This is a genomic window from Streptomyces sp. NPDC052012 (genome assembly GCF_040689265.1).
In the GTDB taxonomy this organism is placed as follows: Bacteria; Actinomycetota; Actinomycetes; order Streptomycetales; family Streptomycetaceae; genus Streptomyces.
Genome location: NZ_JBFAXA010000013.1, coordinates 121,661 through 135,798 on the forward strand (window position 1 = coordinate 121,661; position 14,138 = coordinate 135,798).

A 14,138-nucleotide genomic window follows, 5' to 3' on the forward strand; every position below is an offset into this window, starting at 1 on the left:
CGCGTACACGGTGTCCGCACGGCGGGGCAGCGGTGTCCCGCTGATGCGCAAGAGGTGTTTCGGTCGCTCTCGCGGCGGAAGGTCACGTCCCGGACGGCACGCGCCTCGGCCGCGAGATTACCGGGCCCGCCTCCTGCGACCGGCACCGGCCCCGCCTCCGGCGCCGTCGGGGCGCCTCCGGATTGCCGGAATGTGAATTCTTGCCACTGGCACGAGCAACTCCCAAGCCGCCGCCGCATTCCACTGGACGCCGGGTCGAGGGGGGAGTTACCTGACATACGGGGGTAGTGCGAGCGCACTGCACGGGGGCCATGGAAACCGGCACGGCGGCAATTCTCGGCTGATTGGGGCGCTTACCTATGACACCTACGCTCGTGCGGCAGCACCTGCCTCACACGGGGGCCGTCCCCCGCGTGGACCTGCGTGCACGCGCGCGTGACTGGTCGGAGATACAGGAGCGGATGCTCGTACCGCTCATCGAGGCCGTCTACGAGCGACTGGACGTGGGACCCGCGACACGACTGCTGGGACTCGGCTGCGGCTCCGGGCTGGCGCTGCTGATGGCGGCCTCGCGCGGCGCCACGATCACCGGTGTCGACACCTCCACCGACCGGCTCGACCTCGCGCGGCAGCGGCTGCTTCCGGACCACCGTGAGGCACGCGCGCGTACCGGGACCCGGATCGTGGCCGGCTCTCCCGGGGACACCGCCCGCGCGGACACGCCCGGGTACACCGTGGTCACCGCCTTCGAGCCGATCGGCTGCCGCTCGGGGGACGCGGAGGGGCTGGGTGAGCTGCTCGCGGAGGCGACGCCGCTCGCCGAGCGCGGAGCGGCCGTGGTGCTGGCCGGCTGGGGTCCGCCGGAGCGGTGCACCACGGCGTCCGTGCTCCGCGTGGCCACGAAGCTGGCGGAACCGCTGCGCGGCACCTGGCGTTCCGCCCACCGCGACGATCTGGAGGAGGTCGCCCAGCGGGCGGGTCTGCGGCCGGACGGCTCCGGACGGGTGGCCTGCCCGTTCGGGTATGCCGATGTCGGCAGCGCGGTGCGTGGCCTGAAGTCGACGGGGCTGTTCGACGCGGCGATCAGCGCCACGGACCAGGTGCAGGTCGACAAGGAGCTCACGGAGGCGCTGCACCCGTATCAGCGGCCGGACGGCACCGTGTGGATGCCGAACGTGTTCCGCTATCTGATCGCACGTACCCGCTGACCCGGACCCGGAAGGCCCCGGGGCAGGACCCCGGGGCGCCGGTCGGTCAGCCCATGAACTTCTTGAACTCGTCCGGGAGTTCGAAGTCCTTGCCGCCCTGCTGCGGCAGTCCGAAGGCGCCCGCGCCCTCGGCCGCGGCGGCGCGGCGCGCGGCGGCCTCCTGCTCCTGCTGCTTGCGCTTCATCGGGTTGCCGGAGCGCTGCTTGCCCTTGGCCTGCTTCTGCTTCTTCTTGGTCCGGCCGGGGCCGCCGCCCATGCCCGGCATCCCGGGCATGCCGGGCATCCCCGGCATGCCGCCCTGGGCCATGCGGGACATCATCTTGCGGGCCTCGAAGAACCGCTCGACCAGGTTCTTCACGGCGCTGACCTCGACACCGGAACCCTTGGCGATACGGGCGCGGCGCGAGCCGTTGATGATCGTCGGGTCCTGGCGCTCGCCCGGGGTCATCGACTTGATGATCGCGGCGGTGCGGTCGACGTCCCGCTCGTCGAGGTTGTTGATCTGGTCCTTGATCTGGCCCATGCCCGGGAGCATGCCGAGCAGCTTGGAGATGGAGCCCATCTTCCTGACCTGCTCCATCTGGGCCAGGAAGTCGTCGAGGGTGAAGTCCTGGCCCTTCTTGGAGGCCAGCTTCTCGGCCATCTTCTGGGCTTCGGCCTGGTCGAAGGTCTTCTCCGCCTGCTCGATCAGGGTGAGCAGGTCACCCATGTCGAGGATGCGGGAGGCCATCCGGTCCGGGTGGAAGGCGTCGAAGTCGTCGAGCTTCTCGCCGTTCGACGCGAACATGATCGGCTTGCCGGTGACCTGGCGGATGGACAGGGCCGCACCACCGCGGGCGTCACCGTCGAGCTTGGACAGCACCACGCCGTCGAAGCCGACGCCGTCGCGGAAGGCCTCGGCGGTGTTGACCGCGTCCTGACCGATCATCGCGTCGACGACGAACAGGATCTCGTCCGGCGAGACCGCGTCCCGGATGTCCGCGGCCTGCTGCATCATCTCCTGGTCGATGCCGAGGCGGCCGGCGGTGTCGACGATGACGATGTCGTGGACCTTGGACTTCGCGAAGTCGATGGAGTCCTTGGCGACCTTGACCGGGTCACCGACGCCGTTGCCCGGCTCGGGCGCGTAGACCGCGACGCCGGCGCGCTCGGCGACGACGCTGAGCTGGTTGACGGCGTTGGGGCGCTGGAGGTCGGCGGCGACCAGGAGCGGGGAGTGCCCCTGCTCCTTGAGCCACCTGCCGAGCTTGCCCGCGAGGGTGGTCTTGCCGGCACCCTGCAGACCGGCCAGCATGATCACGGTCGGCGGCTGCTTGGCGAAGCGCAGCCGGCGCGTCTCGCCGCCGAGGATGGTGATCAGTTCCTCGTTGACGATCTTGAGGACCTGCTGGGCGGGGTTGAGCGCCTTGGAGACCTCCGCGCCGAGGGCGCGCTCCTTGACGTTCTTGATGAAGGAGCGGACGACCGGCAGGGCCACGTCCGCTTCAAGGAGCGCGATACGGATCTCGCGCGCCGTGGCGTCGATGTCCGCTTCGCTCAAGCGCCCCTTGCCGCGCAAGTTCTTGAAGGTCGCTGAGAGGCGATCGGAAAGAGTATCGAACACGGCGGCGTCGGTCCTCGGAGTCGGTGGCTAGGGAATCGCCCTCCAGGGTATCCCGGACGCACAAGTCGCCGGGGTGTCCTCACCCACGCAGGGTCTCCTCCAGTTTCCCCGTCACCGTCACGGCCTCCTCACCGGGCAGCGGGGCCCCTTCCGGACCGGTGACGTAGAACGCGTCCACGGCGTTCGCCCCCAGCGTGCTCACATGCGCGCTGCGCACCCGTACTCCCGCGTCCTCCAGTGCCCGCCCGATGCGGAAGAGCAGCCCCGGGGCGTCCTGGGCGCGGACCTCGATGACCGTGGCCAGGCGGGAGGCGGCCGGGGCGACGGTCACGCGGGGCGGGGGCGGGACCACGCCCCGGCGGCGCGGGTAGGCGGCGTCGCGTTCGGCGAGGCGGGCCGCGATGTCCAGGGTGCCCTCCAGGGCACGCACCAGGTCCGCGCGCAGGCGGGCGGCCTGGGGCAGGGAGCCGTACTCGGCGGCGACCCGCCAGTCGAGCAGCAGGACGGAGCCGTCGACGCCGTCGGGCAGGCCGACGGCACGCAGCTCGGCGGTGCGTACGGTCAGGCGGTGCATGGCGAGCACGCCGGCCACCGCCGGCAGCACGCCCGGCTGGTCGGGCACGGCGATGAGGAGTTCCACGCCGAGCGGCTCCGGGTCGCCGGAGGGTTCCTGCCCGGTGGGCGGCTCGGTCTGGGCCCGCAGGGCCAGCACGGGCCCGCCGGTGGCGGCGGCCTCCAGGGCGAGGCGCTCCTGTTCGGCGGTGGGTGCGGTGTCCTCGGGCACGTCCGGAACCTCCCCGGAGAGCACCGCGGAGACCCGTTTCACCAGGTCGGTGACGAGGGAGGCACGCCAGGACGACCAGGCCGCCGGTCCGGTGGCGAGGGCGTCCGCCTCGGTGAGGGCGTGCAGCAGCTCCAGGGTGCCCTGGGACCGGACGGCGTCGGCGACCGCGCGGACGGTGGCCGGGTCCTCCAGATCGCGCCGGGTGGCGGTCTCCACGAGCAGCAGGTGGTGGCGTACGAGGGTGGCGATCACGGTGACGTCGCGCTGGTCGAAGCCGATGCGGGCGGCGACGTCCCGGGCGATGGTCTCCCCGGCCACGGAGTGGTCGCCGGGCCAGCCCTTGCCGATGTCGTGCAGCAGCGCGGCGACGAGGAGCAGGTCGGGGCGGCTGACGCGGCGGGTGAGTTCGGAGGCGCGGACGGCGGTCTCGATGAGGTGCCGGTCCACGGTCCACAGGTGGACGGCGTTGCGCTGGGGGCGGCAGCGGACCCGTTCCCAGTCGGGCAGCAGTTGGTTGATCAGGCCCTCGGCCTCCAGCGCCTCCCACACCTCGACGGTGGGGCGGCCGGAGCCCAGCAGGGTCACGAGCTGCTCACGTGCCTCGGCGGGCCAGGGCGTGGGCAGGGGGCGCACGGTGGCGGCGAGGCGCCGTACGGCGTGCAGGGAGAGCGGGAGTCCGGCCTGGGCGGCGGCGGCTGCGGCGCGCAGGGGGAGCACAGGGTCGCGTTCGGGGCGCGCGGTGCGGGCGAGCACCACCTCGCCCTCCTGTTCCACGACCCCCTCGGCGAGCGGGGACCGCTCGGCGGTGGGCTTCCCGCCGCCGAGCATGGCGCGCAGCCGGGGCCGCACGGCGCGCGAGCGCAGCACGCGCCCCACCTCGCGCCAGGTGACGTCGGAGGCGTACGCGATGACGCGGGCCGCCTCGTACACCTGCCGCAGCAGGGCGTCGGCGTCGAGCAGGCCCAGCTCGGCCGCCACCTGGTCCTGCTCCTGGAGCGCGAGCCGGTCGGTGGCGCGGCCGGTGGTCAGATGGAGCGCGTCCCGGACGTCGAGGAGGCGTCGGCGGGCGTCGGCGAGGCCCTCGCGCGGGGCGTCGGCGAGCCAGGAGGCGGCGACGGCGCGCAGGGCGGTGGCGTCGCGCAGCCCGCCGCGGGCCTCCTTGAGGTCGGGCTCCAGGAGGTACTGCAGCTCCCCCATGCGCTCGGCGCGGTCGGCGCACAGTTCCTGCAGCTCCGGAAGCCGTTTGGGTGCCTGGTTGCGCCAGTCGGCGAGGACGGCCGTGCGCAGACCGGTGGTGAGGCCCAGGTCGCCGGCGATGTGCCGGGCGTCGAGCAGGCCGAGCTGGACCTTGAGGTCCTCCCCGGCGGTCCTGCGGGCCTCGGCCGGGGTGCGCACGGAGTGGTCGAGGGCGAGGCCCAGGTCCCACACCGGGTACCAGAGCCGGTCGGCGAGGGCGGCGACGCCCTTGGGGTCGCCGCCGTCGTGCAGCAGGAGCAGGTCGAGGTCGCTGCGGGGCGACAGCTCCGCGCGCCCGTAGCCGCCGACGGCGACCAGGGACACGCCGCGCAGCCCTTCCGCGCCCGCCGCGAACAGCCCGGTGAGCCATTCGTCGGTGAGGTCGGCGAGGCCGGCACGGCGCGGCGGCCCGGACCGCGCCCCCTCGGTGAGGAGGCGCAGCCGGGCCGCCGCGTAGCCGCTGGGTCCCGAGTCCTCTGCTTCTTTCGTCACGTCCGTACTCGTCACCCAGCGACTCCTGTTCCCGTGTGTCAGAGCGCGTCCGGGCCGCGCTCGCCGGTCCGGACCCGTACGGCCGTCTCGACCGGGATCGACCAGACCTTGCCGTCACCGATCTTGCCGGTACGGGCCGCCTTGACGACGACCTCGATGAGCTGTTCGGCGTCGTCGTCCTCGACCAGCACCTCGATGCGGATCTTGGGCACCAGGTCGACGGTGTACTCGGCACCGCGGTAGACCTCGGTGTGGCCGCGCTGGCGGCCGTAGCCGCTGGCCTCGGTGACGGTCAGACCCTGTACGCCGAAGGCCTGCAGGGCCTCCTTGATCTCGTCGAGCCGGTGCGGCTTCACGACGGCGGTGATGAGCTTCATGCGTCCACCTTCTTGGACTCGGCCGGGGCGACGGGGGCGGTGGCGGCGGTCCGGGCCGCGCCGCCGCCGGCGCCGCTGAAGTCGTATGCGGTCTCGGCGTGCTCGGCCTGGTCGATGCCGGCCACCTCCTCGTCCTCGGAGACTCGCATACCGATCGTCTTGTCGAGGAGGAAGGCGAGGATCGCGGAGACGACCAGCGAGTAGGCGAGGACACCGAAGACACCGGCGCACTGCTTCCAGAACTGGTCCAGGCCGCCGCCGTAGAAGAGGCCCGCGACGTCGGACTGGCCCTTGCCGGTGGCGAAGAAGCCGATGAGCAGGGAGCCGAGGATGCCGCCGACGAGGTGGACGCCGACGACGTCCAGGGAGTCGTCGTAGCCGAGCTTGTACTTCAGGCCGACGGCCATGGCGCACAGCACACCGGCGATGACGCCGATGGCGATCGCGCCGAGCGGGGAGACCGCGCCGCCGGCCGGGGTGATGGCGACCAGACCGGAGACCGCGCCGGAGGCGGCGCCGAGGGTGGTGAACGCGCCGTGGCGGATCTTCTCGTAGGCGAGCCAGCCGAGGACGGCGGCGCCGGTGGCGACCTGGGTGTTGACGAACATCAGCGCGCCCACGCCGTCGTCGTTGCCGAGCCACGAGCCGGCGTTGAAGCCGAACCAGCCGAACCACAGCAGACCGGCACCGAGCATGACCAGCGGCAGACTGTGCGGGCGCATCGGGTCCTTCTTGAAGCCGACGCGCTTGCCGATGACCAGGATGACGCCGAGCGCGGCGGCACCCGCGTTGATGTGGACGGCCGTACCACCGGCGAAGTCGATCACGCCCAGCTCGAAGGCCCAGCCGCCGCTGCCCCAGACCCAGTGGGCGACGGGGAAGTAGACGACCGTGACCCACAGGGCGACGAACAGCGCCCAGGCGGTGAACTTCACCCGGTCGGCGAGGGCGCCGCTGATCAGCGCCGGGGTGAGGACGGCGAACATCAGCTGGAAGACCAGGAAGACGAAGACCGGGATGGTGTAGCCGTCCCACAGCTCGGTCAGGCCGATGTTGCTGAGGCCGACCCAGTCGGAGTTCCAGCCGATGAGGCTGCCGGAGTCGGTGCCGAAGGCGAGCGAGAAGCCGTACAGCACCCACAGGACGGTGACGATGCCGAGGCTGATGAAGCTCATCATCAGCATGTTCAGGGTGCTTTTGACGCGGACCATGCCTCCGTAGAAGAAGGCCAGGCCCGGGGTCATGAGCATCACCAGGGCGGAGCAGATGAGCATGAAGCCTGTGTTGGCGGCAGAGAGCTCGGTCTCTGCGGCAAGCGTGATGGCTGGAGCCATCGGCGTCTCCTCGTCGTTGGTACGGCCCCGTGCGGGCGAAGCCTGAGCGGGCCATGAGGGGTGGGCCGGTTATGCGCCATGAGATTGGCGCAGCGCGGTTTCGGTGGAAGCCCCTCGTTGTTTCGCCGCCGTGACGAAGGCACCGGGTGTGTTACGCGTCGGTGAACTGGCAGATGCCGGGGGCGCCGATCGTTATCGTGGCGCAATCTTCCCCGCGGGGAACGCAAGCCGGCCGCGGCCGGCCTTCCGAATGACTGGCATGGGGGAGCCGAGTCGGGCAGTTCGGGAGGGCCGGCCGCGGCCGGGGCCTTGGGGTTCCGCGAATCTCCGCGGGGAAGGTCAGACCGCCTCCGCGGTCTCGGGCAGCTCGACGGCGAGTCGTTCGGTGAGATCGACGACCTCGGCCACCGTGCCGAAGTCACGGGCGGCGGTGTCCACCGTCTTTCGGATACGAGTGTTGACGCGCTCCGAGCGGACCTTCTTGGCCGCCTTGATGGCCTCGGTGGCCAGAACCGCCCCCTGTTCGGGCTCGCGCTGGAGCAGATGCACGGTGGCCATGCCGATCAGGTTGAGGGCGTACGAGCGCTGGTGCTCGCCGGCCTCCTGGGAGAACAGCTCCACGGCCCGCTTCATCAGCGGCTCGGCGAGGGAGGCGTAGGTGGGGCTGCGGCCGGCGACATAGGCGAGGTCGCGGAAGGAGTGGGAGTTCTCCCCGTAGAGCTCGGCCTCGGAGAAGAACTTGATCCAGTCGGGGTCCGGCTCGTCCCACTCGTCGGCCTCGGCGAAGGTGTCCTCGGCCATCCTGACCGCGCGCTTGCACCGGCCGGGCTGGCCCATGTTGGCGTAGGCGCGGGCCTCCATCGCATACAGCATCGACTGGGTGCGCGGGCTCGCGCAGTCGCGGCTGCCGTACTGGGCGAGGTGGATGAGCTCCAGGGCGTCCTCGGGGCGGCCGAGGTGGATCATCTGGCGGCTCATGTTGGACAGGATGTAGGAGCCGAGCGGCCGGTCGCCCGCCTCCTTGGCGGCGTGCAGCGCGAGCACGAAGTACTTCTGCGCGGTGGGCTGGAGCCCCACGTCGTACGACATCCAGCCGGCCAGTTCGGCGAGTTCGGCGGCGACCTTGAACAGGCGGCGGGTGGTGGCCTCGGGCTGGGGTTCCTGGAGGAGGTCGGTCACCTCGTGCAGCTGGCCGACGACCGCCTTGCGGCGCAGGCCGCCGCCGCACTGGGCGTCCCACTGCCGGAACATCACGGTGGTGGTCTCCAGCAGGTCCAGCTCCGGCCTGGACAGCCGGCCGCGGGCGCGGGCGGAGGAGGACACCGGCTCGGGCTCGGGGCGCTGCTGCGGCGCCGAGGGGGTCGGGACGAGCCAGCGCTGCATGGGCTCGATGAGGGACGGGCCCGCGGAGAGGGCCAGCGAGCTCCCGAGGAAGCCGCGCCGCGCCAGCATCAGGTCGCTGCGCGAGAACTCGCTGAGCAGGGCCACGGTCTGCGGGCCCGTCCAGGGCAGGTCGACGCCGGTCGCGGAGGGTGCCGGGCGGGTGTTGCGCAGGCCCAGGTCCTCGACGGAGACGACGACACCGAAGCGTTCGGAGAACAGCTCGGACAGGATCCGGGGGATCGGCTCGCGCGGGTTCTCGCCGTCCAGCCAGCGGCGCACGCGGGAGGTGTCGGTGGAGATGTGGTTGGCGCCCAACTGGCGTGCTCTGCGGTTGACCTGGCGGGCGAGCTCGCCCTTGGACCAGCCGCTGCGGACGAACCACGAGGCGAGGAGCTCGTTCGGGCGTTTCTCCGCACTCGCAGCGTTCGCTCCGCTACCGCCGTTGCCGCTCACTGGAACGCCCCCATCCCTGAAGACCACTTGTCGCCGAGTGCGCCAAGCCCTATCAGAATGCCGGTTGTCGAGGCCGCCCGTCCGGCGGTTGTCACCCTTCGAACGGAAAGCCGAGTTGCCTCCGGCATACCCACGAGTGCATGTGCCCCAAGAAGCCGTGCACTCAAAGTAATCCTACGATCACCCGTCCAGCCATGGCGGATGCGCAATCGCCACCATTCGCCACCCCTTCGTATGAACTCAAGGTCGCCGGCGCACGATTCACTTGACATAGGACAGCCAGGAGTGGGTGCAGCGACGTACGCAGGGGCGCACGGCGCTCCGCGCACCACCCTTGGCGCGTCAAGGCGCTGACTGAATCGAGCGGCGCGGGGAAGCTGAGGACGGAGAGTCACAATCTCTGTCCGCTGCGTAACCACCGGTGCGTCGGACCCGTTGGAGGGGGCATGGGCTTCACGATCGGTATCAGTCGGGGCATCCGCGACATCCGGTCCGGCTCGCGTCGCCGGAGCCGCCCGTCGGACGGCACCGCGGTGGCGGAGTACACCGGGCTGTGGGGCTGGGACGTGGTGCCGGGCGCCCGCACGGCGGCCGGTGCGTGCTCGTGCGGCCGGGCCGGCTGCCGGGCACCGGGCGCGCATCCGCTGGACTTCGCGCCGGTGATCCCCGCGGGGGCGACGCTGGACGAGGTGACCAGGACCTGGGCCGAGTTCCCGGGCGCGTCGCTGATGCTGCCGGTCGGCCGGACCTTCGACGTGCTCGAGGTGGCCGAGCCCGCCGGATGTCACGCGCTGGCCCGGCTGGAGCGCATGGGCCTGCCCGTCGGGCCGGTCGCCGCCACCCCGGACGGCCGCGCCCAGTTCTTCGTCGCCCCCGGCGCGGCGGCCGCGCTGCCCGAGCTGCTCTACCGCATGGGCTGGGACGACCCCACCGCCCTCGACCTGCGTGGACTCGGCCCCGGCACCCACATCACGGCCCCGCCCTCCGACCGCGCCGGCCTGGGCCCGGTCCGCTGGCTCCGCTCCCCCGCCCTGGACTCGGCCTCCCGCCCCCCGGAGGCCCGCCTGCTTCTGGGCACGCTGGCCTACGTGGCCCACCGGTCACGGGCGTAGCGCCGCACGCCCCACCGCGCGCCCCCGTCGCACACCTCCCCCGCGCACGGCGAAGCGCCCGTCCCCGGATGTCTCCGGAGCGGGCGCTTCCTCGCTGTCGCTGTCGGTGGACGTACCCCGGGGCTCAGTCCCCGATGAGCGCGTCCACGAAGGCCTCCGGCTCGAACGGCGCGAGGTCGTCCGCGCCCTCGCCGAGGCCGATCAGCTTGACCGGGACGCCCAGCTCGCGCTGGACCGCGATCACGATGCCGCCCTTGGCCGTGCCGTCCAGCTTGGTCAGCACGATGCCGGTGATGTCGACGACCTCGGCGAACACCCGCGCCTGGACGAGACCGTTCTGACCGGTGGTGGCGTCCAGCACGAGCAGCACCTCGTCGAGCGGGGCGTGCTTCTCCACGACGCGCTTGACCTTGCCGAGCTCGTCCATGAGGCCGGTCTTGGTGTGCAGCCGGCCGGCGGTGTCGATGAGCACGGCGTCGGCGGACATCTCGATGCCCTCCTTGACCGCGTCGAACGCGACGGAGGCCGGGTCGCCGCCCTCGGGGCCGCGCACGGTGTGCGCGCCGACCCGCTCGGCCCAGGTCTGCAGCTGATCGGCGGCGGCGGCACGGAAGGTGTCGGCGGCGCCGAGGACGACGGTGTTGCCGTCGGCCACCAGGACGCGGGCGAGCTTGCCGGTGGTGGTGGTCTTGCCGGTGCCGTTGACGCCGACGACCATCACGATGCCGGGACCGCCGGCCGCGTTCTCGGTGTGCACGGTGCGGTCCATGTCGGGACCGACCAGTTTGATCAGCTCCTCGCGGAGCAGCCCGCGCAGCTCCGCGGGCGTGCGCGTGCCGAGCACCTTCACACGCTCGCGCAGCTGCTCGACCAGCTCCTGCGTCGGCTGCACGCCGACGTCGGCGGTGAGCAGGGTGTCCTCGATCTCCTCCCAGGTGTCCTCGTCGAGGTGCTCGCGGGACAGCAGGGTGAGCAGGCCCTTGCCCAGGGCGTTCTGCGAACGGGAGAGCCGGGCGCGCAGCCGGACCAGCCGGCCGGCGGTGGGCTCCGGGATCTCGATCGGCGGAGCCTCGACGGTGGGGGGCTCCTCGACGGCGACGGGCGCGCCGCCGCCGTCCGGAAGATCAACCTCCTCGATGGTGCGCCGCGGTTCCTCCCGCGGCGTCTCGGCCTCGTCGCCGACGTGCGGCTCGGCCGGAGGGGCGGTGATGTCGGGCGCGGCGGGCGGCGGCGGAGGCAGCGGCTTCTTGCGCCGGCTGCCGACGATGAGCCCGCCGAGCGCGCCGAGCACGACCACGGCGATGACTACAGCAAGGATGACGATGTCCATAACGCGTCCAGTATCAGCCATGGGCACCCCGGACGGACCGATGGCGACGCCCCCGGACGGACCGTGGCGCAGGGTGCCGGCGACCTGGCGATCTGACGACACGTCAGCTACGGTCCGCCCCACAGTCACCGGCTCGGCGCGGAGGGGACGAGGGCCATGCCCGTCACGGTCGTACGGTTCAACCTGGTCGCCCCCGGCGCCTCCCCCGCCGAGCTCGCCGCCCGCTACCGGGCCGCCCTGGAGATGGCGGCGTACGCAGACGACCGCGGGATCACCACCGTGCAGACGGAGGAGCACCACGGGGTGCCCGACAACTGGCTGTCCGCGCCCTTCGCCTTCGCGGGCGCCGTCCTCGGGGCGACCCGGCGTCTCCGCGTCACCGTCTCCGCGATGATCGGCCCCCTGCACGACCCGCTGCGGCTGGCCGAGGAGATCGCCGTACTGGACCTGCTCAGCGGCGGCCGGCTGATCACGGTCGCCGGGATCGGGTACCGGCCGGAGGAGTACGCCCTGTTCGGCGTGGACTTCACCGAGCGCGGCAGGCTCCAGGACGAGCTGCTGCACACCCTGCTCACCGCGTGGACCGGCGAGGAGTTCACCCACCGGGGCCGGACCGTACGCGTCACCCCTCGTCCGTACTCCGATCCGCACCCGTTGCTGCTGGTCGGCGGCTCCTCCCGGGCCGCCGCGCGCCGCGCCGCCCGCTTCGGGCTGCCGTTCTTCCCCAGCGCGCATCTGCCGGAGCTGGAGGCGTACTACAAGGCGCGGCTCGTGGAGTACGGCACCGAGGGCTGGACGATGATGCCGGCCGCCGAGACGCCGTTGCTGCACCTCGCCGAGGACCCGGAGCGGGCCTGGGCGCGCTGCGGGGCGCACTTCCTGCACGAGGCGCGGACCTATGCCTCCTGGCAGCCGTCCGGGAGCCGCTCGGCGGTGCGGTCGGCGGCGGCCACGGTGGAGGAGCTGCGCGCCGAGGGCGTGTACCGGATCGTCACGCCGGAGGAGTGTCTGGCGCTGGGGCACGACACATACGTCCTGCATCCGCTGGCGGGCGGGATGCCGGTGGACGAGGGGTGGCGGAGCCTGCAGCTGTTCGCGGAGCGGGTCGTGCCCCGGCTGGACGGCTGAGTCGCTGACACGGCCGGGTCGTACCGGAACAGGGCACCGCCCCGGCGCGGGCGGACCCGGCCGGGGCGGTGGTGGGGGGTACGAGGAGTGGGGCAGCGGGGACTGGAGCCTTCCTCCTCGGGTTCTTCGGTGGTGCGGGGCCGGTCAGCCCATCTCCTCCAGCGCCTTGCCCTTCGTCTCCTTGACGAACTTCAGGACGAACGGGATGGAGAGCGCGGCGAACGCGGTGTAGATCATGTAGGTGATCGACAGGTTCCAGTCGGCCAGCGACGGGAAGCTCGCGGTGATGGCCCAGTTGGCCACCCACTGCGCCGCGGCGGCGACACCGAGCGCGGCGGCGCGGATCCGGTTGGGGAACATCTCGCCGAGCATGACCCACACGACCACACCCCACGACAGGGCGAAGAAGAGAACGAATACGTGGGCGGCGATCAGAGCGATCCAGCCCTGGGTCTCCGGGAGCTTGCCGCCGACGAGGTCGAAGGAGAACGCCCAGGCCTCCAGCGCGAGGCCGATCACCATGCCGACCGAGCCGATGATCGCGAGCGGCCTGCGGCCGATCCGGTCGACGAAGATCATCGCGATGACGGTGCCGACGATGTTGATGATCGACGTGGTGAAGGAGTAGAAGAACGAGTCCGTCGGGTCGACGCCGACCGACTGCCACAGCGTCGAGGAGTAGTAGAACGCGACGTTGATGCCGACGAACTGCTGGAAGACCGACAGGCCGATACCGATCCAGACGATCGGCTTGAAGAAGAAGCTGCCGCCGAGCAGGTCCTTGAAGCTGGACTTCTCCTCGCGGTGCATACCCGTCTCGATCTCGGTGACGCGGGCGTCCAGGTCGATGTCCTTGCCCTCGACCTCGGCGAGGATCTCCCGGGCGCGCTCGTGCTTGCCGACGGAGATCAGGTAGCGGGGCGACTCGGGGATGGCGAAGGAGAGCAGGCCGTACAGGACGGCGGGGACGACCATGACGCCGAGCATCAGCTGCCAGGCCTCCAGGCCGAGCAGCTCACCGCGCTGGTCGCCGTCGGCGGCGTTCAGGATGCCCCAGTTGACCAGCTGGGAGACGGCGATGCCGACGACGATCGCGGCCTGCTGGAAGGAGCCGAGGCGGCCGCGGTAGGCGGGCGGGGCGACCTCGGCGATGTAGGCGGGCCCGATCACGGAGGCCATGCCGATGGCGAAGCCGCCGACCACGCGCCAGAAGGCGAGGTCGTACAGCGAGAAGGGCAGGGCGGAGCCGATGGCGCTGACGGTGAACAGCACCGCGGCGATCTGCATGCACCGGATGCGTCCGATGCGGTCGGCTATACGGCCGGCGGTCGCGGCGCCGACGGCGCAGCCGATCAGAGCGATGGCGATGACCTGCGCGAGCGCGGCGGAGCCGATGTCGTAGCGGTCGCGGATGGCCTCGACGGCGCCGTTGATCACGGAGCTGTCGTAGCCGAAGAGGAAACCGCCCATGGCGGCTGCCGCCGCGATGAAGATGACATGCCCGAGGTGATCGGGATGAGCCGAGGCGGCTCCTGTCTTCGGGCTCTGCGCTGTGCTGGTCACGGGTCCACCTGAACGTACCTGAAGGTAAAAGCGACGTTGCAGAGACTATTCCTTCAACTTTTGAAGTCAATAGGTGAGACGGCGGCGAGATTGTGAGCAATAAGACAGCCCCTTACGGGCCGCTTACCCGCAGCT

The 14,138-nt window shown here is 71.6% G+C and carries 10 protein-coding genes; 3 read left to right on the forward strand and 7 right to left on the reverse strand.

Annotated features, from left to right (window positions below; genetic code table 11):
* Window positions 1-359: 359 nt before the first annotated feature.
* On the forward strand, window positions 360-1,208 hold the full coding sequence (locus tag AB0412_RS21555) for a methyltransferase domain-containing protein (RefSeq protein ID WP_366404202.1): 849 nt from the start codon (window positions 360-362) through the stop codon (window positions 1,206-1,208).
* 46 nt (window positions 1,209-1,254) lie between these two features.
* Here the strand turns inward: AB0412_RS21555 and ffh are convergent, their stop codons facing one another.
* The 5 genes from ffh to AB0412_RS21580 all read right to left on the reverse strand — a co-directional run bounded on the left by ffh (window position 1,255) and on the right by AB0412_RS21580 (window position 8,870).
* Complete coding sequence (gene ffh / locus AB0412_RS21560) at window positions 1,255-2,811, reverse strand: signal recognition particle protein (protein ID WP_366404203.1); 1,557 nt, start codon at window positions 2,809-2,811, stop codon at window positions 1,255-1,257.
* Window positions 2,812-2,890: 79 nt separating this feature from the next.
* Window positions 2,891-5,338, reverse strand: a complete 2,448-nt coding sequence (locus AB0412_RS21565; RefSeq protein ID WP_366404204.1) for a [protein-PII] uridylyltransferase — start codon at window positions 5,336-5,338, stop codon at window positions 2,891-2,893.
* 23 nt (window positions 5,339-5,361) lie between these two features.
* Window positions 5,362-5,700, reverse strand: coding sequence for a P-II family nitrogen regulator (locus AB0412_RS21570; RefSeq protein WP_366404205.1), 339 nt, complete (start codon window positions 5,698-5,700; stop codon window positions 5,362-5,364).
* The gene (locus AB0412_RS21575; RefSeq protein WP_366404206.1) at window positions 5,697-7,034 is read right to left on the reverse strand and encodes an ammonium transporter; all 1,338 of its coding nucleotides are present in this window, start codon (window positions 7,032-7,034) and stop codon (window positions 5,697-5,699) included. The genes AB0412_RS21570 and AB0412_RS21575 overlap by 4 nt, the downstream gene beginning before the upstream one ends.
* Before the next feature lie 339 nt (window positions 7,035-7,373).
* Window positions 7,374-8,870 carry a hypothetical protein gene (locus AB0412_RS21580; protein ID WP_366404207.1) on the reverse strand — a complete coding sequence of 499 codons (1,497 nt, stop codon included), beginning with the start codon at window positions 8,868-8,870 and terminating at the stop codon, window positions 7,374-7,376.
* Window positions 8,871-9,316: 446 nt separating this feature from the next.
* Between AB0412_RS21580 and AB0412_RS21585 the strand changes: the two genes are divergently transcribed.
* Window positions 9,317-9,982, forward strand: a complete 666-nt coding sequence (locus AB0412_RS21585) for a bifunctional DNA primase/polymerase (protein ID WP_366404208.1) — start codon at window positions 9,317-9,319, stop codon at window positions 9,980-9,982.
* 124 nt (window positions 9,983-10,106) lie between these two features.
* On the opposite strand, the gene ftsY is transcribed toward AB0412_RS21585, so the two are convergent.
* Window positions 10,107-11,312 (reverse strand): signal recognition particle-docking protein FtsY, encoded by a 1,206-nt coding sequence (ftsY, locus tag AB0412_RS21590; protein ID WP_366404209.1) that lies wholly within the window; start codon window positions 11,310-11,312, stop codon window positions 10,107-10,109.
* Window positions 11,313-11,468: 156 nt separating this feature from the next.
* On the opposite strand from ftsY, the gene AB0412_RS21595 reads away from it, so the two are divergent.
* Window positions 11,469-12,440 (forward strand): LLM class flavin-dependent oxidoreductase, encoded by a 972-nt coding sequence (locus tag AB0412_RS21595; protein WP_366404210.1) that lies wholly within the window; start codon window positions 11,469-11,471, stop codon window positions 12,438-12,440.
* 144 nt (window positions 12,441-12,584) lie between these two features.
* Here AB0412_RS21595 and AB0412_RS21600 read toward each other — a convergent pair whose 3' ends face one another.
* Complete coding sequence (locus AB0412_RS21600; RefSeq protein WP_366404211.1) at window positions 12,585-14,003, reverse strand: sugar porter family MFS transporter; 1,419 nt, start codon at window positions 14,001-14,003, stop codon at window positions 12,585-12,587.
* Between the last annotated feature and the right edge of the window lie 135 nt (window positions 14,004-14,138).

Coding starts and splice junctions, on each gene's coding strand:
- AB0412_RS21555 (WP_366404202.1), top strand. CDS start 360: ATGACACCTACGCTCGTGCGGCAGCACCTGCCTCACACGGGGGCCGTC.
- AB0412_RS21570 (WP_366404205.1), bottom strand. CDS start 5,700: ATGAAGCTCATCACCGCCGTCGTGAAGCCGCACCGGCTCGACGAGATC.
- AB0412_RS21575 (WP_366404206.1), bottom strand. CDS start 7,034: ATGGCTCCAGCCATCACGCTTGCCGCAGAGACCGAGCTCTCTGCCGCC.
- AB0412_RS21585 (WP_366404208.1), top strand. CDS start 9,317: ATGGGCTTCACGATCGGTATCAGTCGGGGCATCCGCGACATCCGGTCC.
- ftsY (WP_366404209.1), bottom strand. CDS start 11,312: ATGGACATCGTCATCCTTGCTGTAGTCATCGCCGTGGTCGTGCTCGGC.
- AB0412_RS21595 (WP_366404210.1), top strand. CDS start 11,469: ATGCCCGTCACGGTCGTACGGTTCAACCTGGTCGCCCCCGGCGCCTCC.